A 26,192-nucleotide genomic window follows, 5' to 3' on the forward strand; every position below is an offset into this window, starting at 1 on the left:
CCAAAAATTAAATCTTGCCCAGCAGGGAAACCATCTCCAGTGCGGTTTCCGCCGCTTCACAGCCCTTGTTGCCGGCCTTGGTGCCAGAGCGCTCGATCGCCTGCTCGATGGAGTCGACAGTCAGCACACCGAAGGTTACCGGGATGCCGGTATTCAGGGATACCTGTGCCAGCCCCTTGGTGCATTCGCCGGCCACGTACTCGAAGTGCGGCGTGCCGCCGCGGATCACTGCGCCGAGGGCAATGATCGCGTCGAACTTCTTGCTCTCGGCCAGCTTCTGCGCTGCCAGCGGGAATTCAAAGGCACCCGGCGCGTAGTAAATGGTGATGTCCTCGTCCTTGATACCCTTGCGGCGCAGGGTGTCGAGGGCGCCGTCCTTCAGGCTCTCTACGACAAAGCTGTTCCAGCGGCTGACCAGCAGCGCGAACTTTCCCTTGCTGTTGACGAAATCGCCTTCGATTACCTGGATGTTGCTCATGTGATTTCCTTGATTAGTCCTGGTCAGCGTTGAGGTATTCATCCACTTCCAGATCAAAACCGGAAATGGCGCTGAATTTAAACGGTGCGCTCATCAGGCGCATTTTGCGCACTTTCAGATCGCGCAGAATCTGCGAGCCGGTGCCCACCTGTTTGTATACGAGGTCCTGGCTCGGGCGCTGCTGCTTGCCGCTGATCAGCCAGTCGATGCTCTCCTCGATTTCCTCGGTGGTCTCGTTGTGGCAAATGAGCACCACTACGCCCTTGCCTTCCTGGGCGACGCGTTTCATCGCAGTACGGAAAGTCCAGGGTGTGAATTTCTCATCGCCACGGCGGATGGTGAGGACATCGCGCAGTGTATTCCCCACATGCACGCGCACCAGCGTCGGTTCTTCCGGCGTCGGGTTGCCCAGTACGAAGGCAAAGTGGCGTTCGCGGCGGGCTTTGTCGAGATAGGTGCGCAGCGTGAATTCGCCGAATTCGGTGTGAACCTGGCGCTCGTTGGTGCACTCCACGGTTTTCTCGTTCAGCGCGCGGTAGTTGATCAGGTCGGCGATGGTGCCGATCTTCAGCTTGTGTTCCTTGGCGAACTTCTCGAGATCCGGGCGGCGCGACATGGTGCCGTCTTCGTTCATGATTTCGACGATCACGGCGGCCTGCTCGAAGCCGGCCAGGCGCGCCAGGTCGCAGCTCGCCTCGGTGTGGCCGGCGCGGCTCAACACGCCGCCGGGCTGGGCCATGATCGGAAAAATATGGCCCGGCTGGACGATATCGCTGGGTTTGGCATTGCGCGCGACGGCGGCGCGGATTGTGCGTGCGCGGTCTGCGGCGGAAATGCCGGTGGTCACGCCTTCGGCAGCCTCGATCGACACGGTGAAGTTGGTGCTGAACTGGGCACCGTTGTCGCGGGACATCAGCGGCAGGTCGAGCTGCTCGCAGCGCTCGCGCGACATGGGCATACAGATCAGTCCGCGCGCATGGGTGGCCATGAAGTTGATGTCCTCGGCGCGCACCTGCTCCGCCGCCATCACCAGGTCGCCCTCGTTCTCGCGGTCCTCGTCATCCATCAGGATCACCATCTTGCCCTGGCGGATGTCGTCGATCAGTTCTTCAACCGTATTCAGTTCCATAACACTCTCTTTTTGATCGCCGGTCAGCAAGCTCCACAACGGGATGTGAAGGCCCTGATGCCGGGTGATTCCCTGCAGGCAAGCCTGCAGGGATACTGCGTGTCCAGTGAGGGCGCCCCGCTAGCAGGGCCGCCCCCAAGCTAACTACGCCTTATAAAAACCGTGCTTGGCGAGAAACTCCACCGTCAGGCCCTCGCTGTCGGGCTTGGCGGCGGCATCGCCCAGCAGTAGCCGCTCGAGGTAACGCGCAATCAGGTCCACTTCCAGGTTGACCCGCGTACCGGCGGTATAGCCCCCCATTATGGTTTCCTGCAGCGTGTGCGGCACGATCGTCAGCTCGAACTCGGCGCCATCCACAGCGTTGACCGTTAGGCTGGTGCCGTCGACGGTAATCGAGCCCTTGTGGGCGATATATTTGGCGAGGTTCTCCGGCGCGCGCACGCGGAAGCGTTCGGCGCGGGCCTCTTTCCGGCGCCACACCACCTCGCCGATGCCGTCCACATGGCCGCTAACGATATGGCCGCCGAGGCGGGTCTGCGGCGTCAGCGCCTTTTCCAGGTTGACCCGGTCGCCGGTTTTCCAGCTCTTCACACTGGTGACATCCAGGGTTTCGGCGGAGACATCGGCCCAGTAACCATCGCCGGGCAGCTCCACCACCGTCAGGCAGACGCCGTTGGTGGCGATACTGTCGCCCAGCTGCACATCGGACAGGTCGAGCTTGCCGCTTTTTACGCGCACGCGCAGGTCGCCGCCCAGGGGCTTCAACTCAGTGACTTCGCCGATGGCTTCGATAATTCCAGTGAACATTCTCTGTACGCCTAGCGCTCAATATCTGTGGTGGCGGTAATCCGCCAGTCGTGCCCGACTGCGCGCATGTCGGTAATCGTGATGGGCAGCACCGAGCCCATGCGTTCGATCGGCAGTTCAAACAGCGGCCGCGCCGTGCTGCCCAGCAATTTGGGCGCCACATAGACGATCAGTTCGTCCACGTGCCCCCGGTACAGAAACTCGCCAGACAGGGTGGCACCGCTTTCCACAAGCACTTCGTTACACTCGCGCCGCGCCAGTTCCCGCAGCAGTGCCAGCAGGTCCACGCGGCCGGCGGGATCGGCAGGCAGCGTCACGACTTCGGCGCCGGCCTTTTCCAGCCGCTCGCGCCGCGATTGGTCCGCCTGTGCCGTTGTGACCACCAATGTGGGGGCGTCGCCCTGCAAAATAAAGGCGCGCGCCGGCGTGCGCAGCTTGCTGTCGACGATGACCCGCAACGGCTGCACTTCGGCCGCAGCTTCCGCGGCGAGCAGTTCCAGCGCGATTTCGTCGGCGCGCACATTCATGTTCGGGTTGTCGAAACGCACGGTTTCCACCCCAGTGACGATGGCACAGCTGCGCGCGCGCAGGCGCTGCACGTCAGCGCGTGCGGCGGGGCCGGTGACCCACTTGGATTCGCCACTGGCCATGGCGGTGCGGCCGTCCAGGCTCATGGCGGACTTGCTGCGCACCAGCGGCAGCCCCAGTGTCATGCGCTTGATAAAGCCGGGATTCAGCGCGCGACAGGCCTCTTCCAGAACCGGTCCGGCCACTTCAATGCCGGCCTCTTTCAGTTTGCGCAGACCGTCGCCGCCAACCGAGGGATTCGGGTCTTCCATGCCGTACACCACCTTTGCCACGCCGGCGGCCACCAGGGCGTCGGCGCAGGGACCGGTACGGCCGGTATGACTGCAGGGTTCCAGAGTCACGTAGACAGTGGCTCCGCGCGCACGCTCGCCGGCCGCGTTGAGCGCTTCAATTTCGGCGTGGGGCATACCGGCCCGCTGGTGCCAGCCTTCACCGACGACGGTGCCGTCAGCAGCAGTAATCACGCAGCCGACACGGGGATTGGGCATGGTGGTGTAGAGACCGCGTTCCGCCAGCTGGATCGCGCGGGCCATATGCGCCTGGGCGTTCTGCATCACGGCGTCTCCGGGCGCTTGCTGGTCAGCCGCTCGATCTCTTCACTGAAATCGCTGACATCCTCAAAACGCCGGTAAACCGATGCAAAGCGCACATAGGCCACCTGGTCGAGCTCGCGCAACTGTTCCATGACCAGCTCGCCAATGGCGCGGGCGGGCAGTTCGCGCTCGCCGGTGGCCTGCAACGCGTGCTTGATCTGGGATACCGCGGATTCCACCCGCTCGGTGCTGACCGGGCGTTTCTCGACGGCGCGCTGGATACCCGCGCGCAGCTTGTCCTCGTTGAAGGGTTCACGCTGGCCGTTCTGCTTGATTACCCGCGGCAACAACAGCTCGGCAGTTTCGAATGTGGTAAAGCGCTCGTGGCAGTCTAGACACTCGCGGCGGCGGCGCACCTGATCGCCCTCCGCCACCAGGCGAGAGTCGACGACCTTGGTTTCTTCCGCGCTGCAGAAAGGACAGTGCATGGGGAAATCGGCCCTGGGGGTTGGAAAACGGGCCGCAGTCTACCACAAGCCGAGCGCCGGGGCGCCACACGGCGACGCCCCAGGGACCGCACTGCTACAGGGCTTCCCGCTCTATGATGCGGTTCCAGAGCTTGTGGCGCAGCGCCAACACGCCCGGGTCTGTGGCTTCGGGGATCCAGGTGTTGCCCAGGGCCTCCTGGGCCGGATAGACGATCGGATTGGCACGCAGGGCCTCATCGACGAAGGGGCCCGCCTCGATATTGGCATTGGCGAACTGGGTCTCGTTACTGATCTCAGCGATGACCTGCGGGCGCAGCAGGTAGCTCATCAGCTTATAAGCGGCGTCCTTGTTGGGCGCATTGGCGGGCATGGCCACCGTATCGATCCACAGCGGGAAGCCCTCTTTTGGCATGATGTAGCGGATATCGAACGGCTTGCCGGCGCGGCGCGCCTGCTGCTGTGCCTGCAGAATATCACCGCTCCAACCGTGCACCATGCAGCGCTTGCCACTGGCCAGCTCCTCGACATAGTCGCCGGAGTCGAAATCGGTGACGTAGAGGCGCACCTTGGCCAGCAGATTGGCGACCATCAGCTGGTGTGCCGTTTTCGTGCTGCCGGGCTTCTTGCCCAGGTACTTGAGGCCGACGTCGAAGATTTCCTCTGGCGAGCGCAGCAGGGTCACACCGCAGTGGGCCAGCTTGGCCAGGTTGTCCGGGTCGAACAGCAGGTCCCAGCTGTCGGCAGGCAGCTGACCGCCATAAGCCTCGCGCACAGCTTGCACGTTGTAGCCGATACCGACGGTGCCCCACAGATAGGGGAAGGCGTACTCGTTGTGCGGATCCGAACTCTGCAGACGCTGCATAAACAGCGGATCGTTGTTCGACCAGCCCGGCAACCGACTGCGGTCCAGCTTGGCGAGCATGCCGCCGGCGATATAGCCGGGCAGATTCTCTGAGCTGGGCACGATCACATCGAACTTCTGGCCCTCGTCGATCCACTTGTGCTCGAGTTCCTCGATATCGTCGAACTCGTAGTAATGCACCTTGATACCCGTCTCTTTCTCGAAATTGGCGAGGGTATCTTTGGCAATGTAGTGGGACCAGTTGGCAAAATACAGATCCTCTGCGGCGGCGCCCTGCACGAGGCTGGTTACCAGCAGCAGGGCGCCCAGGATTATTTTTATGGTGCGCATGCTCTTCCCCTTGTTGCAGCCAGGCTGCAGGAATTTCTGGGTTCCGACAGCGACAGCCTCCCAGCCATCAAAGACGGAATTGGATTCCGGTGTCGCTCTCGCAGTTACGGAAGCGGATGCAACCGCTCCCTGTACTGCAAAATGCCGGCCAAAACCCTAAGCCGAACATTTATTCGGCTTTCTGGTCGCGGCTATTAAAGCAGAAAAATGCGCGAGACTCACGGATAGGTGGGAAAAATTGCGGGGAAGGTCGTCAGGCATAAAAAAAGCGACTCGTCGGGAGCCGCTTTTCGGAAGACTTCTACACGAAATAGATCAGTCTTTGTACACCGGGTATTTGGCGCAGATATCCAATACCTTCTGTTTCACTTCGGCGATAGTCGCTTCGGCGTCACCCTTTTCAAGGGCGTCCAGGACATCGCAGATCCAGTGGGTCAGCTGCTGGGTTTCCTCGACGCCGAATCCGCGGGTGGTAATGGCCGGGGTGCCGACGCGCAGACCGCTGGTGATGAACGGCGAGCGCGGATCGTTCGGTACCGCGTTCTTGTTCACGGTGATATTGGCGTTGCCCAGGGCCGCATCCGCATCCTTACCGGTGTATTCCTTGCCAATCAGGTCCACCAGCATCAGGTGGTCGTCGGTGCCACCGGACACGATATTGATACCGCGGTCGAGGAAGGTTTCGGCCATGGCGCGGGCATTTTCCACCACTTTTTTCTGGTAGGCCTTGTACTCCGGGCTCATGGCTTCCTTGAAGGACACCGCCTTGGCCGCGATCACGTGCATCAGCGGACCGCCCTGGCCACCCGGGAATACGGCGCTGTTCAGCTTCTTCTCGATCTCTTCGTTGGCCTTGGCCAGGATAATGCCGCCGCGCGGGCCGCGCAGGGTCTTGTGGGTAGTGGAGGTCACCACATCGGCGTGGGGGATCGGTGACGGGTATTCACCGGCGGCAACCAGGCCGGCCACGTGCGCCATATCGACGAACAGGTAGGCACCGACCTTGTCGGCGATCTCGCGGAAGCGGGCCCAGTCCATCACGCGGCTGTAGGCGGAGAAACCGGCCACGATCATCTTCGGCTTGTGCTCCAGCGCCAGGCGCTCGACTTCCTCGTAATCCACCTCGCCGGTTTCCGGGTTCAGGCCGTACTGCACCGCGTTGTAGATCTTGCCGGAGAAGTTCACCCGCGCACCGTGGGTCAGGTGACCGCCGTGGGCCAGGCTCATGCCCAGTACGGTGTCGCCCGGGGCGCAGAGGGCCATGTAGACCGCAGAATTGGCCTGGGAGCCGGAGTGCGGCTGCACGTTGGCGTAATCGGCGCCAAACAGCTTCTTGGCGCGCTCGATGGCCAGCTCTTCCACCTTGTCGACATACTCGCAGCCACCGTAGTAGCGCTTGCCCGGATAGCCTTCCGCGTACTTGTTGGTCAGGCTGGAGCCCTGGGCTTCCATCACCAGCGGGCTGGTGTAGTTCTCGGAAGCAATCAGCTCGATATGCTCTTCCTGGCGGCGATCCTCATCCTGGATGGCCTTCCAGAGATCCGGATCATAGGAGGCAAGAGTGACAGATGAATCAAACATGGTGTTCCCTCGGTAATGCGGGCTGAGTACAGACTGGGTGAAACTATAGAAAGGCGCGCATTGTACACCAAGGAAATCGGCACTGCGCGAATATGACGACGCGGTCAGAAAGACCGCGTCGTCGGGCCCACTCACACTAAAACCGCAACGCGATTATCAAATGTAGTGTGAACAGGCGCTTGGCAGGAAAATCAGAAGTTCAGCGTCATGGTGCCGGACCAGAAGCCGATATCTTCATCGATCATGGTGTATTCCAGTTCGACGTTGGTATTGGGGCTGACATTGAGGCCCACACCACCACCGAGGGAGATACCGGTGTCGCTGCCGAAATAGTCGACGTCTTCATGCACCACGCCCAGGCGGCCCTTGAAGTAGATATCGCCATAGGAGCGGTAAGTGCCATAAGCGCCGAGGGTCTCGACGTCGATATCCACATCGCGGCTAAACACGTCGGCATCGCCGCTGATCAGCGAGTTGGTGTACTCAGCCTCGAAGCCCCAGCCGGACGGCAGGGTGTAACCGCCGCGCAGGCCGACATTGAGCGGGCTGTCGGCGTGGTTCAAATCGATATCCATCAGGCCCACAGTGCCTCCCCAGTATGCACCCTCGGCGTAGGCGGCAGAAGAACCGACCAGTGCCAGCGCGGCGATGCCTTTGACAATATTACGCATTGGAAACCCCCAATATTGATGTTCCGAAAAGTTGCGCGGATTCTAACCAGCTTTATCCCTGCGAAACATTACCCGGGTCACACAAGTGCGAGGTATTTTCCGCAAGGCACACTCTGACCATTGCTGGTTGAGATTTGTTCCATTCCCACTGCAGGCAACAGCATCGCACGATTGTCCGCGACCACCCGACCACAACCGATCAAAAAACAACCACCTCTTCCGCTGCAGCTGCAACAGAAACGTCACCAATCCTTAACTGCGCAGCAGTAGTCTCTGGTGCCAGTCGCGAACGCCCGCCGCCGTTGCGACCATAATAATTAACGAACAAAAAAGGAGTACGCCGTGCGCTCACCTCTCATCCTGCTCGCAGTCCTGCTTTCCGGTTGTGCCGCCACCCTGCCCGCGCCGGAAATTACCATCACCGGTACCGTCGTCCAGGACGACGGAAAATTCTATCTGCAGGGAGACAATTCAAAATATCACCTGAACTCCATGCCACAGCTTCACTATGACAACTACCTGGGTCGCGAACTGGTCGTAAAAGGCCAGGTTCCAGAGCAGTGCAATCAAGTGTGGCAGGACGCCATCGTCAAAGTTGGCGACGATGCGGAGATGGTTGATATGAACCGGGTGGACTGGTCCCCGTGTATCGAACCGCAGAAAGTCAGCCTGGTTACCGACATGGGCAATGAGCTGGTTTACGACTGGCAAAAAATTGATCTGCAGGACTACTACTTCTAAGCAAAACCGAAACCGGCGCGCCAATCCGCGCGCCCGGTTTGCAACGGACTCCTAACCCCTGGATTCCGTGAATTTGCACGCCTCGCGGCGGCACGTTTGCGTCCCTTTCATCACTTCTGCCCCACCTACCCCGTGCTACTTGATCCAGGTCAATTCGCCAAGTGACCGACCAGCAACAATGGTAATACCGGAAACCGAAGGAGATGGGCAATGAACCGTATCTACCGGCAGCTCTGCCGCGATCACAAACATATGCAACAACTGCTCGACGCCTTCGAACACCTGCTGCAGGAACTCGGAAGGCGTGACCGCGATCCCTCGACACTCGGCCTGATTCTCGACGCCCTCGATTACATCTCGGTTTACCCCGATCGCTGGCATCACCCAGTAGAAGACCTGGTGTTCGAGTGCCTGCTGGAGAAGCCCATCGATAATCGCGCTGCAGTGATGGGCACCATGGCCGAGCACCGCAAGATCGCCTCCGCGACGCGGCACATGAACACCCTGTTTTACGCCGTCGCCAACGACGCAGCTGTCGTGCGCGAGAAACTGTTGGGAGCAGCGCGGGATTACCTGAAGCTGCAGCGCGACCACATGCAGCGGGAAAACTGCGTGATCTTTCCTCTGGTCGAGCAGCATTTAACCAAAAACGACTGGGCCACGATTCAGGAAAACCTGCAACTGCAGCGGGATCCTCTGTTTAATCCCGGCCTGAAACGGATGTACGACGCACTGCACGAGCATCTTATTGAACCGGCTTGCCCATTGGTCGCCACGGCCTGAGCACCACTAACAAACCACTGACAAGGAGATCACCATGAGTAAATGCAGTCGCCACGGCATTTCCATTGGCGTCGAGAGAATCGACAGCGAGTTCTTTCTCTATTTCAAAGCCATCGGTCGCTTAACTCACGACGATTACGCGCAGATCACGCCCCTGATCGACTTCGCGCTGCAGGAAGTGAAAGCGCCTCAGGTAAAGGCACTGATGGACATCAGGGAATTCGAGGGCTGGGAACTGCGCGCAGCCTGGGATGACTTTAAGTTGGGACTCAAGCACGGCAACGAATTCATACGGGTTGCGCTGCTCGGTGACGAGAAATGGCAAAAAACGGCTGCGCGGATTGCCAACTGGTTTATCGCCGGCGAAGTCCGCTATTTCGAAGATCACGACGAAGCGCTGGATTGGCTATCAGAACCACAGGCAGAAGACGCGGACAAGACCGAAACCGCGAGTCTGTGGCAGTACCCGACCTTTCCCCCTTATCAGTGATCGCTGCTGGCGGGAATGTGGGTCAGTTGTCGTAACTGCAGTGCGTACCCGCCAGTTCACTCAAACCGATAAGGTCGAGGATAGTGACCTCGCGGCCACTGACGCGGATCAGCTGCTCTTTCTGAAAACGGGAAAACAGCCGGCTGACAGTTTCCGCCGTGAGCCCGAGGTAGTTGGCAATATCCGTGCGCGGCATCGATAGCACGAACTGATTGGCGGAATAGCCGCGGCGCGCGTAACGGCTGGAGATATTGATCAGCAGCGCCGCCAGCCGCGTGTCCGCAGAGCGCTTGCCCAGCAGCATTAGTATCTCGTTTTCCTGACGCAACTCATCGGAAAAGATGCTGTAGATCTGCTGCTGCAGCGCCGGTACCTGCTGCGCCAGGGTCTCGAGCAGGGAAAAAGGCAGCACGCAGACGCTGCTGTCCTCCAGTGCCTCGGCATAACTGGGATGGGATTTGCTGCTGTAGGCATCGAGCCCCAGCAGCTCACCAGGCAGGGCGAAGTGCGTGACCTGAGTGTTGCCGTCGGCGGCGATGACCGCGGATTTGAAACTGCCGGAGCGGATGGCATACAGATTGTCGAACGGATCCCCGGCGTGAAACAGGGCTTCGCCGGCCTTGATGACCTTCTTGCGGCGGGTAACCTGTTCGAGCCGGTCGATATCCTCCCGCGACAGGCCGCCTGGCAGGCACAGGCGCCGCACCGAACAGCTGCCGCAACTGACCGCTACCGATGAATCTGCCGACCCGGACTTCGCCATGGAAATCTCCGCCCTACAATCTCATTGAACCTTGGTACGGAAGTGACTCCGTCCCCGCATAGTACACCTTCACAACACGCGGGAATAGCGTGCCCCTGTGGCCTCGGCTCCGTGCAGGTAGCGGTCGAAAGCGGCGGCAGCATTGCGCAGGAACCAGCGACCACGTGGAGTGACCTCCAACGTCGCATCATCCTCGCGCAACAGGCCATCGGAGAACATCGGCTGCAGGCGGCGGCGCTCGGCAAGAAAATACTCATCGAACGGCGCACCCGCGCGGCGCGCGGCCTCCGCCTTGTCGACCCGCAACCGGCACATCAGCTCTGCGATCAGCCACTGGCGCAGGCGGTCGTCGCTGTCGAGCAGCCAGCCGCGGCTGACTGCCGAGCCCCGAGCGGCAATCTCCCGGGCATAGTCCTTCAGGCCGTGCTGGTTCTGCCAGAAACCGTCGCGACTGGCACTGATTGCGGAAGCCCCCAGCCCCACCAGCGCATCCGCCGGCATCAGCGTATAGCCCTGGAAATTGCGCGCCAGCCCGCCGGTGCGCGCCGCCGCGGCCAGAGGGTCTGTCGGCAGGGCGAAGTGGTCCATACCGATAAACTCGTACCCTGCCGCACCCAGACGGGATACCGCCGCCAGCTGCATTTCGACCTTTTCCTGCGGCCCCGGAATCAGGTCGGTTTCGATCAGCCGCTGCGCCTTGAAGCGGTGTGGCAGGTGCGCATAGTGGTACAGCGCAATGCGATCTGGCGCCAGCGCGATCACGCGGTCCAGCGTCCGCTCGAGACCGGCGACATCTTGCCGCGGCAGCCCGTAGATCAGGTCGTAGGAAATCGACGTGAAGCCGCGCTCGCGCGCCGCCTCGGTCAATTCTGCCACCGCCTCGGCGCTGCAGATGCGATTGACCGCGTGCTGCACATCGATATTGAAATCCTGGATGCCCATGCTGAGCCGGTTGAACCCCAGCTCGCGCAGGGTATCCAGGGTATCGAGCTCCAGCGTGCGCGGATCTGCCTCGATGCTGTATTCCACATCGTCGCCGGTACGCAAATCGAAGACCTCGCCCAGTCCGTGCACCAGCCGGCGCAGGTCGCCGTCGTTCAGGTAGGTGGGGGTCCCTCCGCCCAGATGCAGTTGCACCACCGGCGCCGTCAGGCGCCCGCGGTAACCGCGCGCTTCCTGCAGCAACTGGTCCAGGTAGCTGGCAGCGAGCCCGTACTGGTGGGTGATCACCTTGTTGCAGGCGCAGAAATAGCACAGCGAACGACAGAAGGGGACGTGCACATAGAGCGACAGGCTGCGCGCATCTTCCAGCGCGCGCCAGGGCTCCGCCCCCTGCAACGGCGCAAAGCGATCCGCCGTGGGATAGGACGTATAGCGGGGACAGGGCCCGGCATAACGGGATAACAATTTCGCGGAAAGCCCCGCGCGCTGGGTGGTTTGTACCATGCTTGGTTACCTCTGCTGATGCGCAGAGGCTAACCGCGGCCGGATATCCCGCTCTTGATGCAGATCAACTTATCGCTGTACGAGCCGCATACGCTGACCCTATCAACCGGAAATAAAGCAAATAAGATGAACGAAACAGTTGAACAGGCCCCGCAAAGGTTTGAAGCCTGCATTTTCTTCGATGGCAAACTACTGGAACAGCGGCGCGGCAATGACGCACAAGAACTGGAAGTCTGGATGCTCAGTGCAGCCGGCGACAGTGGCAATTTCAGCGGCAACATCGTCGACCGCCAGAACAACGGCAAGCTGGTCAAAGCCTTCCGCCGCACGGCGCCCGACTAGGTACCCGGCCCTCAGTCTCCCGCCGGGCGGCGAAACAGGTTCTGGATACTGGAAAAGTCCAGCCGCTGGTTTTTCTCGTCGCCGCCGTGCAGCTGGTAGAGGTTCTTCGCCAGTGCACCGAGCGGCGTCGACGACGCGCTGCCGGCGGCGGTGTCCATCGCCAGCCCCAGGTCCTTGAGCATCAGCGCCACGGCAAAGCCGCCGGTGTAATCCCGCGATGCCGGCACGCTGTCCATAACGCCGGGATAGGGATTGTATTTCTCCAGCGACCAGTTACCGCCGGAACTGGCCCTCATGATGTCCGACAGCACTTTCGGATCCAGGCCGTTGTCCACACCCAGTTGCAGCGCCTCTGCCGTCCCGATCATATGGATGGCGAGCAGCATGTTGTTGCAGATCTTGGCCACCTGGCCGGCACCGGCGGGCCCGGCATGAAAGATATTGGCGCCCATCGCCTCGAGAAATGGCCGCGCCGCGTCCACCGCGTCTGCGTCGCCACCGCACATAAATGACAAGGTCCCGGCTGCCGCTGCGGCGGTGCCGCCGGATACCGGTGCATCGATCGCGCGAATACCCCGCTCGCTTGCCGCCGCAATTACCTGGCGTGCATCGCCGGCAGCAATGGTGGAACAATCGATCACCAGCACGTCGGTTTCCAGTGCCTGCAACAGCCCGCGCGCGCCGAGATAGAGTTCTTTCACCAGGGCGCCGTTGGGCAACATCGAAATCACCGCACTGGCACCCTGCACCGCCTGCGCCGCGCTCTCCGCCGGTTCACAGCCGTTCTGCGCAGCCTGCTCCATCGCAGCTTGCGCCGGATCGAAGGCACTGACAGCAAAACCCGCCTTGACCAGGTTCGCGGCCATCGGGCCTCCCATATTGCCGAGTCCGAGAAAAGCGACTTTTTCCACGAGGTATCTCCCTATTTCTTTATTATGAATTTCCTGATTATGGATTTCCTGGCGCACACGCCACTGCTACAAGTCGGACAGCGGGTTTTCCGGCCAGGGCGCGGTAAAACAGTGTTCGACCTGCTCCGCGGTGATCTCTTCCAGCCTCGCCGGCTGCCAGTGGGGATTGCGGTCCTTGTCGATCAGCAGCGCGCGTACGCCCTCGCGGAAATGCCCACTGGCACAGAGGTTGACGGCAAGCACCAGCTCCATGCGAAAAACGTCGGCAAGAGAAAGGTGACGGCTGCGGCGCAGCTGTTCCCAGACGATCCACGGGGTCAACGGCGAACCTGCGGCCAGCGTAGCCGCCGCCTTCTGCAGCCATTTGTCGTCACCGTCATAGGCGGTGATAGCCCGGCAGACTTCCGGCAGGGTAGCGCCGTCGGTCAGTGACTGGATCTGATCGTAGTGCTGCCACAGCACCGATGCAGGCAGCTGGTCCTTCGACAGCTCCTGTCGTCTCAGGCAGCTCCACACCTGGCGGTGATTGCGCTCGCTGTCGGCAAAGAATTCCACGGTGGACAGATCCGTCAGCACCGACTCACGCCGCTCCGCCGGGAGCATGCGGTCCGCCATACCGGCAAACAGCGCATCCGCACCGTTGAACTGGGCCCCGGTCAGGCCGAGGAACAGCCCCAGGCGCCCGGGCATGTGATTCAGGAACCAGCTGCCGCCCACATCCGGGAACAGGCCGATGGTCACCTCGGGCATAGCCATCCGCGTTGTCTCGGTGACAACCCGGTGGCTGGCCCCGGCCATGATGCCGATACCGCCGCCCATGACGATGCCGCTGCCCCACACGACGATCGGCTTTTCATAGGTATGAATCTTGTAGTCGAGGCGGTATTCGCGGGAAAAAAACCCAGTCGTGGAACGATAATCGGGTTGCTCGCCGTAGGCGCTGGACTCGCGGTACAGGGTTACCACATCGCCGCCGGCGCACAGCGCCTTGTCGCCGCTGCCGTCGATCCAGATACAGGCGACACTATCGTCGGTCGCCCACTCATCCAGCTGCTTCGACAGCAGGTCGATCATGTCCAAATTCAGCGCATTCAGCGCCTTCGGCAGGTTCAGGGTGGCGGTCGCTACGGCACCGCGGCGCCCAAAGAGTACAGGGGAATTCTGGTCCATCTCACTGCATGTTCTAATGGCTTTTGTTGCGCTGCAGTTAAACACAGATCCACCGGGGCGTCAGCCGTATGGACCCGGTTGCACTTTTTGCGCAACCTGCTAAGTTGCGCGCAAATTCTGACCGATTCTAGACTGACTGGAACCTTTAATGGCCGAATACGTATACACGATGAACCGGGTGGGCAAGATTGTTCCGCCCAAACGCGAAATCCTCAAGGACATTTCCCTGTCCTTCTTCCCCGGCGCCAAGATCGGCGTACTGGGCCTGAACGGCGCAGGTAAATCCACCCTGCTGCGCATCATGGCCGGCGTCGACCAGGACTATAACGGCGAAGCCCGCGCCATGCCGGGCATCAAGGTGGGCTACCTGCCGCAGGAACCGCAGCTGGATCCATCCAAGACGGTACGCGGCAACGTAGAAGACGGCATGCGTGAGGCGATCGACGCCCTGGCCGGTCTGGAACAGGTCTATGCCGACTACGCCGAGCCGGACGCGGATTTCGACGCCCTGGCCAAGAAACAGCAGCAGTTCGAGGACGTGATCCACGCCTGGGACGCCCACAACCTGGAGCACCGCCTGGAAGTGGCGGCAGACGCGCTGCGCCTGCCGCCGTGGGATGCGGACGTCAACAACCTGTCCGGCGGTGAGAAGCGCCGTGTGGCCCTGTGCCGCCTGCTGCTGTCGCGCCCGGATATGCTGTTGCTGGACGAACCGACCAACCACTTGGACGCCGAATCCGTATTCTGGCTGGAGCGCTTCCTGCACGACTTCACCGGCACCGTGGTGGCCATCACCCACGACCGCTACTTCCTCGACAATGTCGCCGGCTGGATTCTGGAACTGGACCGCGGCCACGGCATTCCCTGGGAGGGCAACTACACCACCTGGCTGGAACAGAAAGAGAAGCGCCTCGAACAGGAGCAGAAATCCGAGCAGGCGCGCATGAAGTCCATGCAGAAAGAACTGGAGTGGGCGCGCCAGAATCCCAAAGGCCGCCAGTCCAAGAGCAAGGCGCGTCTGGCCCGACTGGAAGAAATGCAGTCGCAGGAATTCCAGTCCCGCAGCGAGACCAATGAGATCTACATTCCGCCGGGCGAGCGCCTCGGCGACAACGTGATCGAGTTCATCAACGTCCGCAAGGGCTTCACCGACCGCCTGCTGATCGACAACCTGTCGTTCCGTGTACCCAAGGGTGCGATCGTCGGTATCGTCGGCGGCAACGGCGCCGGTAAGTCCACCCTGTTCCGCATGATCACCGGCACCGAAAAGCCCGATAGCGGCGAGATCAAGATCGGTGAAACGGTCAAGATCGCCTATGTCGAGCAGGGTCGCGAAAACCTCGACGACAACAAGACCGTGTGGGAAGCCATCTCCGACGGCCACGACATGCTGAAGATCAACAACTACGAAGTGGGCTCGCGCAACTATGTCGGCCGTTTCAACTTCAAGGGCAGCGACCAGCAGAAGCGCGTGGGTGAACTCTCCGGTGGTGAGCGCGGCCGCCTGCACCTGGCCTACACCCTCAAGCAGGGCGCCAACGTACTGCTGCTCGACGAACCGTCCAACGATCTGGATATCGAAACGCTGCGCGCACTGGAAGAGGCCCTGCTGAACTTCCCCGGCTGCGCACTGGTCATTTCGCACGATCGCTGGTTCCTCGACCGGGTGGCGACCCATATCCTCGCCTACGAGGGCGAGAGCGATGTGGTCTTCTTCGAGGGCAACTACACCGAGTACCACGAAGATTTCGTGCAGCGCAAAGGCGAAGATGCCGCACCGCATCGGATGCATTACAAAAAACTCAAGACCTGAGTGATCAAAGCCCGCCTAGTGCGGGCTTTTTTATTGCGCGAGTCCGGCGATAATTTATTGCAGTGATACAGAACTACTACAGGATCCGCGCCCTTGCTATCCTCGAGGCAAAAGGTTTCGCCACCACACGGAGGTCCCATGGCCCTTACCCCTTCCACAATGATCCCCCTCGGCAGTCCCATGCCGTCGTTCTCCCTTCCCGATGCGAATGGCGACCTGATCTCGAGTCAGCAGTTTGCCGGCAATCCGCTGTTGGTAATGTTTATCTGTAATCACTGTCCCTTCGTCAAACATATCGCCGCGGGGCTGGCTGAATTTACCGAGCACTATCTACCGAAAGGTCTCGGCATCGTCGCCATCAACAGTAACGACTTCAACACCCATCCGGCTGATAGCCCGGCGAAGATGCGCGAGGAAATCACCGCTCGCGGTTATCGCTTTCCCTATCTGGTCGATGAAAGCCAGCAAGTGGCACGAGCATTCGACGCAGCGTGCACTCCGGACTTTTTCCTGTTCGACGCCGAGGGCAATCTTGTCTATCGCGGCCAATTTGACGGCAGTCGTCCCGGCAATAGCGAACCGGTCAACGGCAAGGACATGCGCGCAGCAGTAGAAGCCGTTCTGAGCGGGCAGGCCCCTTCTGCCGATCAGGTGCCATCCATGGGCTGCAACATCAAATGGAAGTAGGCGATCGCCAGTTCATTTTCTCCAAGCAATGGAATAGCGAGAGGAAATCAATCCTTGCAGATCTCAGCGCTCTATCACTTTCCGGTTAAATCCCTGCAGGGTCACAGTGGCAATGCACTGGTCCTCGACCGCTACGGAGCAGTCGGCGATCGCCGCTGGATGCTGGTGGATGCCGATAACCAGTTCGTCACCCAGCGTCGCCTTCGCGCCATGGCTCGACTCAGGGCCACCAACACGGCTACCGGCGTGCGCATCGAAGACGAAAGCGGCGACGCAATCGATGTAAACCAACCGGATCAAAATGCACAGATTCGGCAAGTCACCGTCTGGAGCGATTCAGTTGCCGCCCGCGACGCCGGTGACGACGCCGCGGCCTGGCTCAGCGAACAATTGCAGACGCCCGTTCGACTGGTCGCGATCGGCGCGGAGTTTCAGCGCCCCCTGTCGGCACCCCGCGCCGACAGGCAGGTCGGCTTTGCCGACGGCGCGCCGCTACTGGTGATAGGCCAGGCGTCCCTGGACGATCTGAATGCGCGGCTGACCGAAGCTGTATCGATGCTGCGCTTCCGCCCCAACCTGGTTGTGAGCGGCGCTGAGCCCTTTGCCGAGGACAGCTGGAAACTGATACGTATTCATACGGCGAGTGGTCCCGTCGAGCTGGAGTGCACCCACACCTGTGCCCGCTGTGCCATTCCCGGGCTGGATCCCCACACCGGCCAGGCCGGTAAGGAACCACTCAGGACGCTCGCCCAGTACCGGCGCGGCGCGGACGGCCAGATCTACTTCGGCGTCAATCTCGCCCCGCGCCTTAGCGAGCCGCACGGCTTCACGATAAACTTGGGTGATAGAGTCGAAGTGGAGTAAACGAGGGGCAAGCCGTGAGCATTACCCGCTACTGCGCCGAACTGCTCGAAGCGGCGAGCCACTACCACGTCCGCTACGGCGACCGACTCGCCAACCACCTGCCGATGGTACTGATTGCACTGGATAAAATGGGTGCCAGCCACGCGGAGTTGCAACATGCGTTTGATCGGTCAATACCGTATCTGGAGCGGCCGCAATTACTGCCGCCAGATCCCAATGTTTCCATCCTGGATTGTCGCAATCGCGAAGAGCTATTCCCCAGCGCGCTACAATATTATGAAAAGCAATTCAGGCAACATGGCATTGCCGAGTGTCTGAAAAATGAATTACCGCCCTTATTGCCAGCAATTGCCACCGCCGCATTCCACCCACTGATTCGTACTGCATACGGCATCGATGCGGGTCACCTGGAAGAGATCGCGGCGGGCTTAGCCTATTGGAACCTGGAATTTCGTGTGTTCCCTGCCAGCCAAAAGCAGATACCAGAGCCCGCAGCCGATATCTTATCCATGCTGGCTAAGCACTTTCCGCTGATTGCGCTGGCACCGGGTAATATCAGCGACCACATGATGTCGGTCACTGGCCAGGAGGGTTGGATGGACACGCCAATCCAGCCCGAACTGCTCGGCCTGGAGGACATTGCGGAAGTCGCCATCGGTAGCTATCTCGGCACTGGCGACTTCACTCTTTTGCACGGGGTAACAAGCTGTCATGCACTGCGCTTAGTGCTCAGTTATTGTCCGGTGCCGGAAACCGCTCTGAGAGAATTTTGGAAAGGGCTTGCGATCGCTTATTTGAGCACCGGCCCCAAGCCTGTCACCTCATCAATGGAACGGCGGAGCTTCTTGGATTGGGAGGCGATTCGCAAAAGCGCCTGCGCCAGCGAAGACGATCACATCATAAAAATGAGTTATAGCTGTCAACAGGAAGGTATGAAATATGGGAAACAGGAATATCTATATGCCGCCACCAAACTTTTCTTCTGACCTAATAAAAAAGCCCCGGTCCGAAGACCGGGGCTCAATCAGAGCAAGTTAACTATCAAATTGAAAATTAGAAGTTAGCCTGCAGTCCCAACCGAACAGAACGGGGAGCCTGCCAAGAGTAAGCAGCTCCGTAGTACTGATTCAATTTACCAGCACTTCTCTCATAGTGTTCGTTAGTGGACAGAGATTCCTGAGAATCGAGCAGATTGAACACATCGAGTGATGCAACCATATCTACACCGGCATATGCAAAATTGTAGCGTGCAGATGCATCTACGCTAATGGTCCATGGAGTTCTGCCAACATCCCCGCGGGGATGATACGAGTACTCAGCTTCACCCGGATCGATTTCCTCATTGCCATTCGCGTCTGTCCAAGACTCCAGATGGTAGAAGGTATCACCGTAGCTTCCGTAGACATTCGGATTATTACTTGGATAAGCCTTACCAAATGCAGAAAGCGGGCGACCACTCGCGAGAGTTGCATTCATACCGAATGACAGATCCTCGGTGAAGTCATAGCTACCAAAGAACTTGAACACATGCCGACGATCATTGGCCTGATACCCTTGCGCACCATCCATCAGCGCGGGGAAGTCAAAGTCCTGGGTAATACCGGCATCTGCCTGGTCGATATCGGACTTGACGGCACCTTCGAAGTTACCTGTACTTCTCGACCAAGTGTAAATGAACTTCCAGTTCATCTTCTCGTCGGAGTAAGTCAACTCGGTCTGGATTGCACGGTACTCGTTTTTCGCTTCCGGCAGACCAATTGTGGCAGCGGAGTGTGTCGTCAACGAGCCCGGATCAGGCGCCCCATCAAAGTTCGCGATTCCAAATGCCGCGCCAATATCTTGACCGACATTGACCGCGTTACCATCAGCATCTAATACCGTCAGGCTGGTTCCATTCCAATAAAATGCATCCTTATACCAAGATGACGTCTCACCGGGATTGACCATCACACAGTACGGATAGGCATAAATACCGCAGTAATCATCTAGCGCCGAGGTCACTTCGCGGTAGATACCCCGTACACCGACCAACAGGTTATCGTTCACTGCGGTTTCAAAGCCGAGAATAAACTCGTCGCGAGCGAAAGGATCAGCCTCTTGCGCCTGGAAGATATCTTTCTCCGGGATCGCAGACACAGAGCTAGTGTACGAGGAGTTGGCCACGGTACCATTGACCGGGTCTATACCAGTCGGAATTCCGGTGGCCGGGTCAATCCCGTCAAAGGTATAGAAGGTAGTAGTGTCACTAACGCCGGAGGCTGCCCGATAGATGGTGTTGTTGGCCATCGGAAGGTAGTAACGGCCCCAAGTACCGTAAACCTTTGACACGCCATCACCCATAAAGTCCCAGGTGAAGCCGAGGCGCGGAGCGATATCGGTATCAAAGTCGAACAGCTGTTTACCGGTGGTACCTTCACCCTCGAACTGGTCCTTGCGCAGACCAACACTCACCATCCACTGGTCATTGACCTGCCACTGGTCTTCCAGATAAAAGGCGGTCAGGTCTGAGGAGAAGCTGCCTCCGCCAACGAATATGCGGTCTTGCACGATATCCATCGGCGCGCCGCTAGTATTGACAAAGAGAGCGCCACTATCGCCCTGAACGTCACCACCATTCTCGAGGGACAGGTATTCCCAGCTGTGGCCGCCGACAGGAACACTTACTCGTGTCGATGCACGTTGCTGCACATCCATACCAGCTTTCAGTGCGTGATCGCCGAGCGCGTAGCTGACATCCAAGCGGTACTGGGTATTTTCATCGAAGTTGTCGCCGATTGAACCACCAGGGCCACAGCCTTCTACGTCTGTACCATTAGTAAGAGTGCCACCAACAGTAGGACATTCCAGATTCAGCGGATCAGTGGAATAGTCAGTTTTAATCTTGCCTGCAAGCGCAGATACTGTCAGATCATTTCCGAAGTAGCCGGTGTAGTTGAGGCTATTCGCCTCACTACCGCGCAGCCGGGTAAAACCACCATTTGCATCGCCGATAGTACTCGTTTCCGCATCATAGGCGTAGACCTTCTCTGTCGATTCGTTGCGATCAGAGAATCCGGTATAGCTCAAGCGATGGTTTTCGGAAATATCCCAATCGATCTTGGTGCCCCAGAACAGGTTATCTCCGCCAGAGGACTCACGGACACGATAGGTATCTACGCCGTTATAGCGCTGAGTACCTGTCGCCTGGGTGAACCTTTCCTCTTTAGATCTGGGGTTGACCAGCGCGTACATGAACAGCTTGTCTTCAATGATCGGACCGGACGCGGAAAAGGTGTAATCCATCTCGTCAGTTTCGGCAACGCTGGTATCACGGAAAACTGCGCCGGTACCGCCGTCACCGCGAGATACCCGGCCTTCTGAACGCAGAGCATCTGGACTCCAGTCCATGGTGGCGCCGAATTCCCAGGTATTGCCGCCACTTTTGGTAACGGAGTTAATGACACCACCAGTGGTACGACCAAACTCGGCGGAATAGCCGCCGGTCTTGACCTGGAATTCCTTATAGAATTCAAACGGAACAGAGCTGCAGCCAAGCCCCTGGCGGGTATTGGTTACTTCCAAGCCGTTAATATAACAAGAGTTTTCAGCGACTGAAGCGCCACCGAATGATGCAAATGAAGCGGTATTACCTGATCCAAAATCGGAATCCCCCAAGACTACACCCGGGGCGAGAAGGGACACTGCAGTAAGGTTGCGGGCAACCGGCATCGCGTCAATCTGAGTTTCGCCAATAACCAAACCGGAGTCCATAGTATAGGTATCAACTGAAGTTGGCAGCTCGCCTTCAACAACAACCTCTTCCAAACCAGAAGTGCCAACGTCGAAATTAGCAATAGCATTTGAGCCCAAAGAAACTCGAACACGATTTTCCGCAACTTTTACGCCGCTTTTGGCGACGACCACCTTGTATGTACCAATGGGCAGATGCGCCAAGCGGAATTTCTTCTCAGCATCAGTCACGATCGTACGGGTCATACCCGTATCTTCATTAGTGGCGGTGACTGTATAAGATGCAGCGGCATCCATGCTGTCAGCATGGATAGAACCCACAATATTGGAGCTTGAGTTACTGGCAGCAAATGAAGGTGATGCCAGCCCGATTGAGGCGGCCATCACGGAAGCGGCTAGTAAGCTTTTCCGGAAATTGTTATTCATCTGTAACCCTCTATTGATCTTAAGATCGTTGGTTTAGTTATTGTTAAGTAACCGCCCCCCAGCGATCACTTTCCTCCCAACACCTAGATCTAACGAATGAGGCAAAAGAACCCACACTGTAAAATTGGGACATCAGTCACAAAGCGAATTTTTTTCAACAAAGCCTGCATCTAAACAGCATCATCACGACATTACGCTTAATCGCGCAAAAGAACCATTCATTAAAAATCTTTAAGGATGAAGGATATTGCACCAAGGGCGGACAGATAGGATAAATCCCCCTTCCTCACTCCTGTATGTCACCATTCCACATTCTGGCATTACCACCCTTTACTGACATTCAGAACAAACATTTCAATCTAATAATTCCGCTAACGTTCGCCGTGCTTTCCTCCCAAGCGTTGCCATTACGTGAAACCCGCGACCAGGCAATGCTCGCGATAACGCGCACTTTCAGCGGGGGTATGTAAATTAACGTTTCCTGCCACAACCGCATACTCACCTACTGCACACACCTTGACAGCACTCAGCTGGCAAATGGGAAACCAATCAAAGATAGTGACCCGCACATGGCGGTCGAGAAGTATTGACGGGCGGCAGGTCGAACAGAGGTCAGGATCAGTCGATGAGATTCAACTTCAAGAGGAAAGAATAAATTCGGAGCCGCATATATGCTCCTTCTGGATACAAGTCGATTACTTAACTAGAAACTCCAGGCGCCTTTTAGGCACGACAGTTTCGCAAATATTGCCATGTATGGCACTCTACCTCAGGCAAACGCATCAGCCTAGAACAGCCTTTGATACAACAGCATCAAGCTGTTGATCACGGTTTGGCCTACTCGAGGCCATCAAGAAAGGTCAGCATCTGACATCAAACTAATCCGAGGCCACAGAGTTGAAGTCACCAGATATCAGTACCTGATACGGAGTGGCTCTTCGGATTCCCCCCCCTGCACATATAAAAAAATTTTAAAAAATCAAGCAAGCATAAAACCTAGAATTTTTAGTTAAAAAAACGGGAGGCCAAGCCTCCCGAATTCAATTAACAAATATTTTTTAAATTTTAAAAGTCAGCGTTTTTAGAACGATACCCGCGTGCCCAAATAGAAACGACGCGGCTCAACCCATTCGACGGGCTCACCGAAGGCATACGTTCCGTCGCCAGCCAGCAGATCCTGCTCACGCATGCCAGCCTGGTCGTCAAACACGTTGAAGATATCCAGGAAAAACTCGGCTTCGTAGCCGGCCAGCTGGTAGCTGTACTTCACACGTGCGTCCAGGGTTCCATAGGAACTGGCGACTTTGTCACCAACCGAACTGCCGTCAACCCAGCGAGTGGTAACACCGCCATCTTCGTAGGGGTCATCAACACGTATCGGCAGATGGCGACCGGCGACAGACCAAGTATCACTGTAGCGCAGGCCGGAGTTCCAGTTGTACACGAGACCCAGTTCAATGCCGTTGCTGAAGAAGTAGGAACCGGCAACTTTGAACAGGTGCTCGATATTGCCCGGCTGGTCGCCCCACATGCCCGGTGCACGTGGATCCAGCCAGACCACGTCACCCTGGAAGTCCGCGTTACCGTCGGAGTTGGAGTTACCCTTGGCCAGGTTGTAGGTATAAGAGGCCAGCATCTGCCAGTTGTCGCTGCGGCGCTTGCGGAAAGTGAATTCCAGCCCCTGATACTCGCGCTTGCCACCTTTCAGTGTTGCCAGCGTGTAGTTCGAGTTCGGCATTTCACTCAAACCGAAGTAAGACAGCGGCAGTGCATATTTACCCGCGCTGTCCGGATCGGTGTACAGACCCAGGTCGTAATCTTCCAGCACGTCCTTGGTTACACGATTGGTATAGGTAACCTCGGCGCTCATATCATCACTCAAAGACATCGAGTAACCAAGCATGAACTCGTCGGTGTACGGGGTCTTGGTAGACGGAGCGATCAGTGCATCGCCCGGTCCACGAGTACGGTAGGTCAGCCAGTGGTCGCCGACATAGACCTGCTCGTCAAGTACATAGCCAGTAACTGTACCAGCAAACGAAGTCATATCAGTACGGATAGGATCGTAGTAACGACCGTAGAACCCCCATACCTTGCTGCTGCCATCACCATTGATGTTATAGGTTACACCGAGACGTGGGGCCAACTCCCAGTCAAAGGTGAAGATATTGGAGCCGTCACTCGCGAAATGTTTCCACTGTTCAGCACGCACACCGGCATTAACTGTCCACTGATCGTAGTTCCAGCTGTCCTGAATAAAAAAGGCACTACCTTTAGTTTTTACCGTGAAGGGTTCGGTAGATGCCATGTTAATGCGATAGACATTGATTGAATCGCCTGGATTGCCGGCAGAGCTTGAAAAAGTCAGAGCTTCAAGCTCTTTATACGCTTCTATATTTTCATCTTCATTTTTGTCTATATTATCAATAACTCCGTTGCTATTCGCATCGAACAGAGCCAAATAATAATCTGGATTCGCATCCATCATTGCAGAGATGATACGGGCGTAGTCGTCAGTCACTAGCTCAAGCGAACCCGTCCAGTCGCCGCCGGTCAAATCTGCCAGAGAGGCACCGCTGTTAGCCATAGCGATGGAAGAATACTGAGCGCCGTCACCGGTATATTGCAGATCGCGTTCGCGTTCGTTTTCAGTGTAGGAATACCCCGTCTTGATTTCATGGCTACCCCAATTGGTGTCCAGGAAGTACTCGAAAGTGGCAGCCCAAGTATCTTTATTGCGAAACTGAAGACTATCGTAACCAACGCCCCCGCGGTCCAAATCAGTCTGGGCCGGGTTCCCACCCATGTAAGCGACATCATTGCGCGTGGACTTGTCTGCGGCCAGAGTACTGATTTCGCCTTCGTGACTCGCGGCCTCCAGGGTCAGGATCATATTATCCCAGGAGTGAGAGTACTCGAGCTTGTAGTTGTCGCCACCCTGACGCTGACGTTGATCGCGGTTGTTCAACACATCAGACTGCCGCGAACCGGTAATATCAGACGGGTCGTTGAAGAAAGTAGCAACGAGCTTGTCATTATCTGTCGCCTGCCAAGTCAGCTTGGCGAAACCTAAGTCCGTGGTCTGCTTCGCCGTGCGCATAAACTCGCCGGTATCCGCGTAAAAGACGTCGTCCTCGCGCTCCTTCACCTGATAGGAGGTGAAGAACCACAGCTTGTCCTGAATGATGGGGCCACCCAGGGTAAAGGCGCTATCGAAGGTGGAGAACTTGTTGCCGTCGTTGTGCTTGTTGTCTGCAACCAGGCTGTCGTTCTGTGTGTAGTAGTTCACGGAGCCGTGGAACTCATTACTACCAGACTTGGTGACCACGCGGGAAACCAGACCGGAACCACCCTCATACTCGGCCGCCAAGCCGCCGGTGAGAACGTGCTGCTCCTGAATGATTTCGGAGTTCACGTTGGCACCAAATGTACCGTTCACGTTATCGGTAACATTGATGTTATCGATGTAGTATAAATTGTCGGTCGATGATCCAGAGGTGCGGCCTTTGGAGTCCACTGCATCGGAGTAGTTTACCCCGGACTTTGAGGACGGGTTGCCATCGATAGCCGGCTTGGTGCCCGGCGCTAGCTGCAGGTAAGACTGATAGTCGCGGCCTGTCGGCAGGGACTCGGTCAGGTCCAGAGTGATGTCCTGGCCAACAACTGTAGAAGTTGAGTCAACCATCTGAACTTTCTGGCCGGTAACCAGCACCTCTTCTAAACTCTCCGCAGCAGCATTGAGCGCATAATTAAGTGCAAAGCTCTGACCGGACACTACTCGAACATTTTTACTTTTTACCGCCTGGTAACCAGTCCCATTAACTTCCACCTCATATTTCGCTGACGGATCCAGGCCCATCAGCCTGATCTCGCCATTTTCATCAGTCATCCCTGTTTTAGAGGTCAAACTCTCTGGAGTATGGACATCGACCTCGGCCCCGGCGACAGGATTCCCCACACTGTCAGTAACCGTGATCCTCAGACCACCCGTATCAGCGAGTGCACTTCCACAGTACACCGTCAAACCGACAGTGGCCGCTAGCAAGCTCTTCTTAAACTTTCCTTTCATTATATTTTCCTTCTTATCCTTAAATTATTGGAATCCATATAAATGCGCCAAACCCCAGCGCATAAATGTGACAAGTGATCACCCCCATGTAATCACTTACCTCCCAACACATATCCATAATGAAGAAAAACAGAATTACCTGACAAGCTTTTTTTACCTGCCTTTATTCTTTAGAGGATGACGCGCCTAACCTGAGGTTAAAACCGCGAAATAGACATCTTAATTTGGCATAAATTGAAAAATTTATATTGAAAATGTATTTTTTTTAGAAAAAAGAACCTGAAAAAACACCTTATGCGCAACTCTATTCCTGAGGCAGCTCACCCACCTAAACAATGACTAAAGGAACAAACGTGACAATCACGAAAAACAATCGCAAGCCTGAGAAGCCCAAAAACCAAAAGACATTAACGTCATATTTGGCAGCTTATTAAATTCAAAACACAAAACTTAGACCAGTTTAATCCAGCGCCAAAACAACTAACGATTTG

General features: G+C 57.5%; 22 protein-coding genes. 8 read left to right on the forward strand and 14 right to left on the reverse strand.

What is annotated here, in order from left to right; genetic code table 11:
• Positions 1-7: 7 nt before the first annotated feature.
• The 8 genes from ribH to IG168_RS03320 all read right to left on the reverse strand — a co-directional run bounded on the left by ribH (position 8) and on the right by IG168_RS03320 (position 7,467).
• The gene (gene ribH / locus IG168_RS03285; RefSeq protein WP_193161725.1) at positions 8-478 is read right to left on the reverse strand and encodes a 6,7-dimethyl-8-ribityllumazine synthase; all 471 of its coding nucleotides are present in this window, start codon (positions 476-478) and stop codon (positions 8-10) included.
• A 13-nt stretch (positions 479-491) separates the two neighbouring features.
• A complete protein-coding gene (ribBA, locus tag IG168_RS03290; protein WP_193161726.1) occupies positions 492-1,607 on the reverse strand; it encodes a bifunctional 3,4-dihydroxy-2-butanone-4-phosphate synthase/GTP cyclohydrolase II in 1,116 nt (371 codons plus the stop codon).
• 144 nt (positions 1,608-1,751) lie between these two features.
• The gene (locus tag IG168_RS03295; RefSeq protein WP_193161727.1) at positions 1,752-2,414 is read right to left on the reverse strand and encodes a riboflavin synthase; all 663 of its coding nucleotides are present in this window, start codon (positions 2,412-2,414) and stop codon (positions 1,752-1,754) included.
• Between the two features lie 11 nt (positions 2,415-2,425).
• A complete protein-coding gene (gene ribD / locus IG168_RS03300; RefSeq protein WP_193161791.1) occupies positions 2,426-3,556 on the reverse strand; it encodes a bifunctional diaminohydroxyphosphoribosylaminopyrimidine deaminase/5-amino-6-(5-phosphoribosylamino)uracil reductase RibD in 1,131 nt (376 codons plus the stop codon).
• Positions 3,556-4,023: a transcriptional regulator NrdR gene (gene nrdR / locus IG168_RS03305; RefSeq protein ID WP_193161728.1), complete on the reverse strand. Its 468-nt coding sequence runs from the start codon at positions 4,021-4,023 to the stop codon at positions 3,556-3,558. The genes ribD and nrdR overlap by 1 nt, the downstream gene beginning before the upstream one ends.
• 94 nt (positions 4,024-4,117) lie before the next feature.
• Positions 4,118-5,215, reverse strand: a complete 1,098-nt coding sequence (locus IG168_RS03310) for an extracellular solute-binding protein (RefSeq protein ID WP_193161729.1) — start codon at positions 5,213-5,215, stop codon at positions 4,118-4,120.
• A gap of 315 nt (positions 5,216-5,530) precedes the next feature.
• Positions 5,531-6,796, reverse strand: coding sequence for a serine hydroxymethyltransferase (gene glyA / locus IG168_RS03315; protein WP_193161730.1), 1,266 nt, complete (start codon positions 6,794-6,796; stop codon positions 5,531-5,533).
• A 191-nt stretch (positions 6,797-6,987) separates the two neighbouring features.
• Positions 6,988-7,467, reverse strand: coding sequence for an outer membrane beta-barrel protein (locus IG168_RS03320; protein ID WP_193161731.1), 480 nt, complete (start codon positions 7,465-7,467; stop codon positions 6,988-6,990).
• A gap of 342 nt (positions 7,468-7,809) precedes the next feature.
• On the opposite strand from IG168_RS03320, the gene IG168_RS03325 reads away from it, so the two are divergent.
• From IG168_RS03325 to IG168_RS03335, 3 genes are all read left to right on the forward strand, one after another.
• Positions 7,810-8,208, forward strand: coding sequence for a hypothetical protein (locus tag IG168_RS03325; protein WP_193161732.1), 399 nt, complete (start codon positions 7,810-7,812; stop codon positions 8,206-8,208).
• Between the two features lie 210 nt (positions 8,209-8,418).
• Positions 8,419-8,991, forward strand: coding sequence for a hemerythrin domain-containing protein (locus IG168_RS03330; RefSeq protein ID WP_193161733.1), 573 nt, complete (start codon positions 8,419-8,421; stop codon positions 8,989-8,991).
• A 34-nt stretch (positions 8,992-9,025) separates the two neighbouring features.
• Positions 9,026-9,481 (forward strand): SpoIIAA family protein, encoded by a 456-nt coding sequence (locus IG168_RS03335; RefSeq protein WP_193161734.1) that lies wholly within the window; start codon positions 9,026-9,028, stop codon positions 9,479-9,481.
• Positions 9,482-9,503: 22 nt separating this feature from the next.
• Here IG168_RS03335 and fnr read toward each other — a convergent pair whose 3' ends face one another.
• Positions 9,504-10,244 (reverse strand): fumarate/nitrate reduction transcriptional regulator Fnr, encoded by a 741-nt coding sequence (gene fnr / locus IG168_RS03340; protein WP_193161735.1) that lies wholly within the window; start codon positions 10,242-10,244, stop codon positions 9,504-9,506.
• A 69-nt stretch (positions 10,245-10,313) separates the two neighbouring features.
• Positions 10,314-11,690: an oxygen-independent coproporphyrinogen III oxidase gene (gene hemN / locus IG168_RS03345; RefSeq protein WP_193161736.1), complete on the reverse strand. Its 1,377-nt coding sequence runs from the start codon at positions 11,688-11,690 to the stop codon at positions 10,314-10,316.
• 126 nt (positions 11,691-11,816) lie between these two features.
• Here hemN and IG168_RS03350 point away from each other — a divergent pair, with 126 nt between their 5' ends.
• On the forward strand, positions 11,817-12,032 hold the full coding sequence (locus tag IG168_RS03350; RefSeq protein WP_193161737.1) for a hypothetical protein: 216 nt from the start codon (positions 11,817-11,819) through the stop codon (positions 12,030-12,032).
• An 11-nt stretch (positions 12,033-12,043) separates the two neighbouring features.
• Here the strand turns inward: IG168_RS03350 and mmsB are convergent, their stop codons facing one another.
• A complete protein-coding gene (gene mmsB, locus IG168_RS03355) occupies positions 12,044-12,943 on the reverse strand; it encodes a 3-hydroxyisobutyrate dehydrogenase (protein WP_193161738.1) in 900 nt (299 codons plus the stop codon).
• A 66-nt stretch (positions 12,944-13,009) separates the two neighbouring features.
• Entirely contained in the window at positions 13,010-14,113 is a 1,104-nt protein-coding gene (locus IG168_RS03360) for an enoyl-CoA hydratase/isomerase family protein (protein WP_193161739.1), read from the reverse strand.
• A 148-nt stretch (positions 14,114-14,261) separates the two neighbouring features.
• Between IG168_RS03360 and ettA the strand changes: the two genes are divergently transcribed.
• The 4 genes from ettA (at position 14,262) to IG168_RS03380 (ending at position 18,463) form a co-directional block, all read left to right on the forward strand.
• Positions 14,262-15,926, forward strand: a complete 1,665-nt coding sequence (gene ettA / locus IG168_RS03365; RefSeq protein ID WP_193161740.1) for an energy-dependent translational throttle protein EttA — start codon at positions 14,262-14,264, stop codon at positions 15,924-15,926.
• Positions 15,927-16,064: 138 nt separating this feature from the next.
• Positions 16,065-16,613 carry a thioredoxin family protein gene (locus IG168_RS03370; RefSeq protein WP_193161741.1) on the forward strand — a complete coding sequence of 183 codons (549 nt, stop codon included), beginning with the start codon at positions 16,065-16,067 and terminating at the stop codon, positions 16,611-16,613.
• Between the two features lie 54 nt (positions 16,614-16,667).
• Positions 16,668-17,477, forward strand: coding sequence for an MOSC domain-containing protein (locus IG168_RS03375; protein ID WP_193161742.1), 810 nt, complete (start codon positions 16,668-16,670; stop codon positions 17,475-17,477).
• A gap of 14 nt (positions 17,478-17,491) precedes the next feature.
• A complete protein-coding gene (locus IG168_RS03380; RefSeq protein ID WP_193161743.1) occupies positions 17,492-18,463 on the forward strand; it encodes a questin oxidase family protein in 972 nt (323 codons plus the stop codon).
• A gap of 67 nt (positions 18,464-18,530) precedes the next feature.
• On the opposite strand, the gene IG168_RS03385 is transcribed toward IG168_RS03380, so the two are convergent.
• Together IG168_RS03385 and IG168_RS03390 are read right to left on the reverse strand one after the other, a co-directional pair.
• Positions 18,531-21,632: a TonB-dependent receptor gene (locus IG168_RS03385; protein WP_193161744.1), complete on the reverse strand. Its 3,102-nt coding sequence runs from the start codon at positions 21,630-21,632 to the stop codon at positions 18,531-18,533.
• A 1,081-nt stretch (positions 21,633-22,713) separates the two neighbouring features.
• Positions 22,714-25,701: a TonB-dependent receptor gene (locus IG168_RS03390; protein WP_193161745.1), complete on the reverse strand. Its 2,988-nt coding sequence runs from the start codon at positions 25,699-25,701 to the stop codon at positions 22,714-22,716.
• Between the last annotated feature and the right edge of the window lie 491 nt (positions 25,702-26,192).

The organism is Microbulbifer hainanensis (genome assembly GCF_014904735.1).
GTDB classification, from domain to species: Bacteria; Pseudomonadota; Gammaproteobacteria; order Pseudomonadales; family Cellvibrionaceae; genus Microbulbifer; species Microbulbifer hainanensis.

Bases quoted from the DNA above. Each gene is read 5' to 3' on its own strand.
- ribD (WP_193161791.1), bottom strand. From the start codon at position 3,556: ATGCAGAACGCCCAGGCGCATATGGCCCGCGCGATCCAGCTGGCGGAA.
- fnr (WP_193161735.1), bottom strand. From the start codon at position 10,244: ATGGCGAAGTCCGGGTCGGCAGATTCATCGGTAGCGGTCAGTTGCGGC.
- IG168_RS03370 (WP_193161741.1), top strand. From the start codon at position 16,065: ATGGCCCTTACCCCTTCCACAATGATCCCCCTCGGCAGTCCCATGCCG.
- ribH (WP_193161725.1), bottom strand. From the start codon at position 478: ATGAGCAACATCCAGGTAATCGAAGGCGATTTCGTCAACAGCAAGGGA.
- IG168_RS03385 (WP_193161744.1), bottom strand. From the start codon at position 21,632: ATGAATAACAATTTCCGGAAAAGCTTACTAGCCGCTTCCGTGATGGCC.
- glyA (WP_193161730.1), bottom strand. From the start codon at position 6,796: ATGTTTGATTCATCTGTCACTCTTGCCTCCTATGATCCGGATCTCTGG.
- IG168_RS03335 (WP_193161734.1), top strand. From the start codon at position 9,026: ATGAGTAAATGCAGTCGCCACGGCATTTCCATTGGCGTCGAGAGAATC.
- IG168_RS03320 (WP_193161731.1), bottom strand. From the start codon at position 7,467: ATGCGTAATATTGTCAAAGGCATCGCCGCGCTGGCACTGGTCGGTTCT.
- IG168_RS03350 (WP_193161737.1), top strand. From the start codon at position 11,817: ATGAACGAAACAGTTGAACAGGCCCCGCAAAGGTTTGAAGCCTGCATT.
- ettA (WP_193161740.1), top strand. From the start codon at position 14,262: ATGGCCGAATACGTATACACGATGAACCGGGTGGGCAAGATTGTTCCG.
- IG168_RS03310 (WP_193161729.1), bottom strand. From the start codon at position 5,215: ATGCGCACCATAAAAATAATCCTGGGCGCCCTGCTGCTGGTAACCAGC.
- IG168_RS03295 (WP_193161727.1), bottom strand. From the start codon at position 2,414: ATGTTCACTGGAATTATCGAAGCCATCGGCGAAGTCACTGAGTTGAAG.
- hemN (WP_193161736.1), bottom strand. From the start codon at position 11,690: ATGGTACAAACCACCCAGCGCGCGGGGCTTTCCGCGAAATTGTTATCC.
- nrdR (WP_193161728.1), bottom strand. From the start codon at position 4,023: ATGCACTGTCCTTTCTGCAGCGCGGAAGAAACCAAGGTCGTCGACTCT.
- IG168_RS03330 (WP_193161733.1), top strand. From the start codon at position 8,419: ATGAACCGTATCTACCGGCAGCTCTGCCGCGATCACAAACATATGCAA.
- IG168_RS03390 (WP_193161745.1), bottom strand. From the start codon at position 25,701: ATGAAAGGAAAGTTTAAGAAGAGCTTGCTAGCGGCCACTGTCGGTTTG.
- ribBA (WP_193161726.1), bottom strand. From the start codon at position 1,607: ATGGAACTGAATACGGTTGAAGAACTGATCGACGACATCCGCCAGGGC.
- IG168_RS03360 (WP_193161739.1), bottom strand. From the start codon at position 14,113: ATGGACCAGAATTCCCCTGTACTCTTTGGGCGCCGCGGTGCCGTAGCG.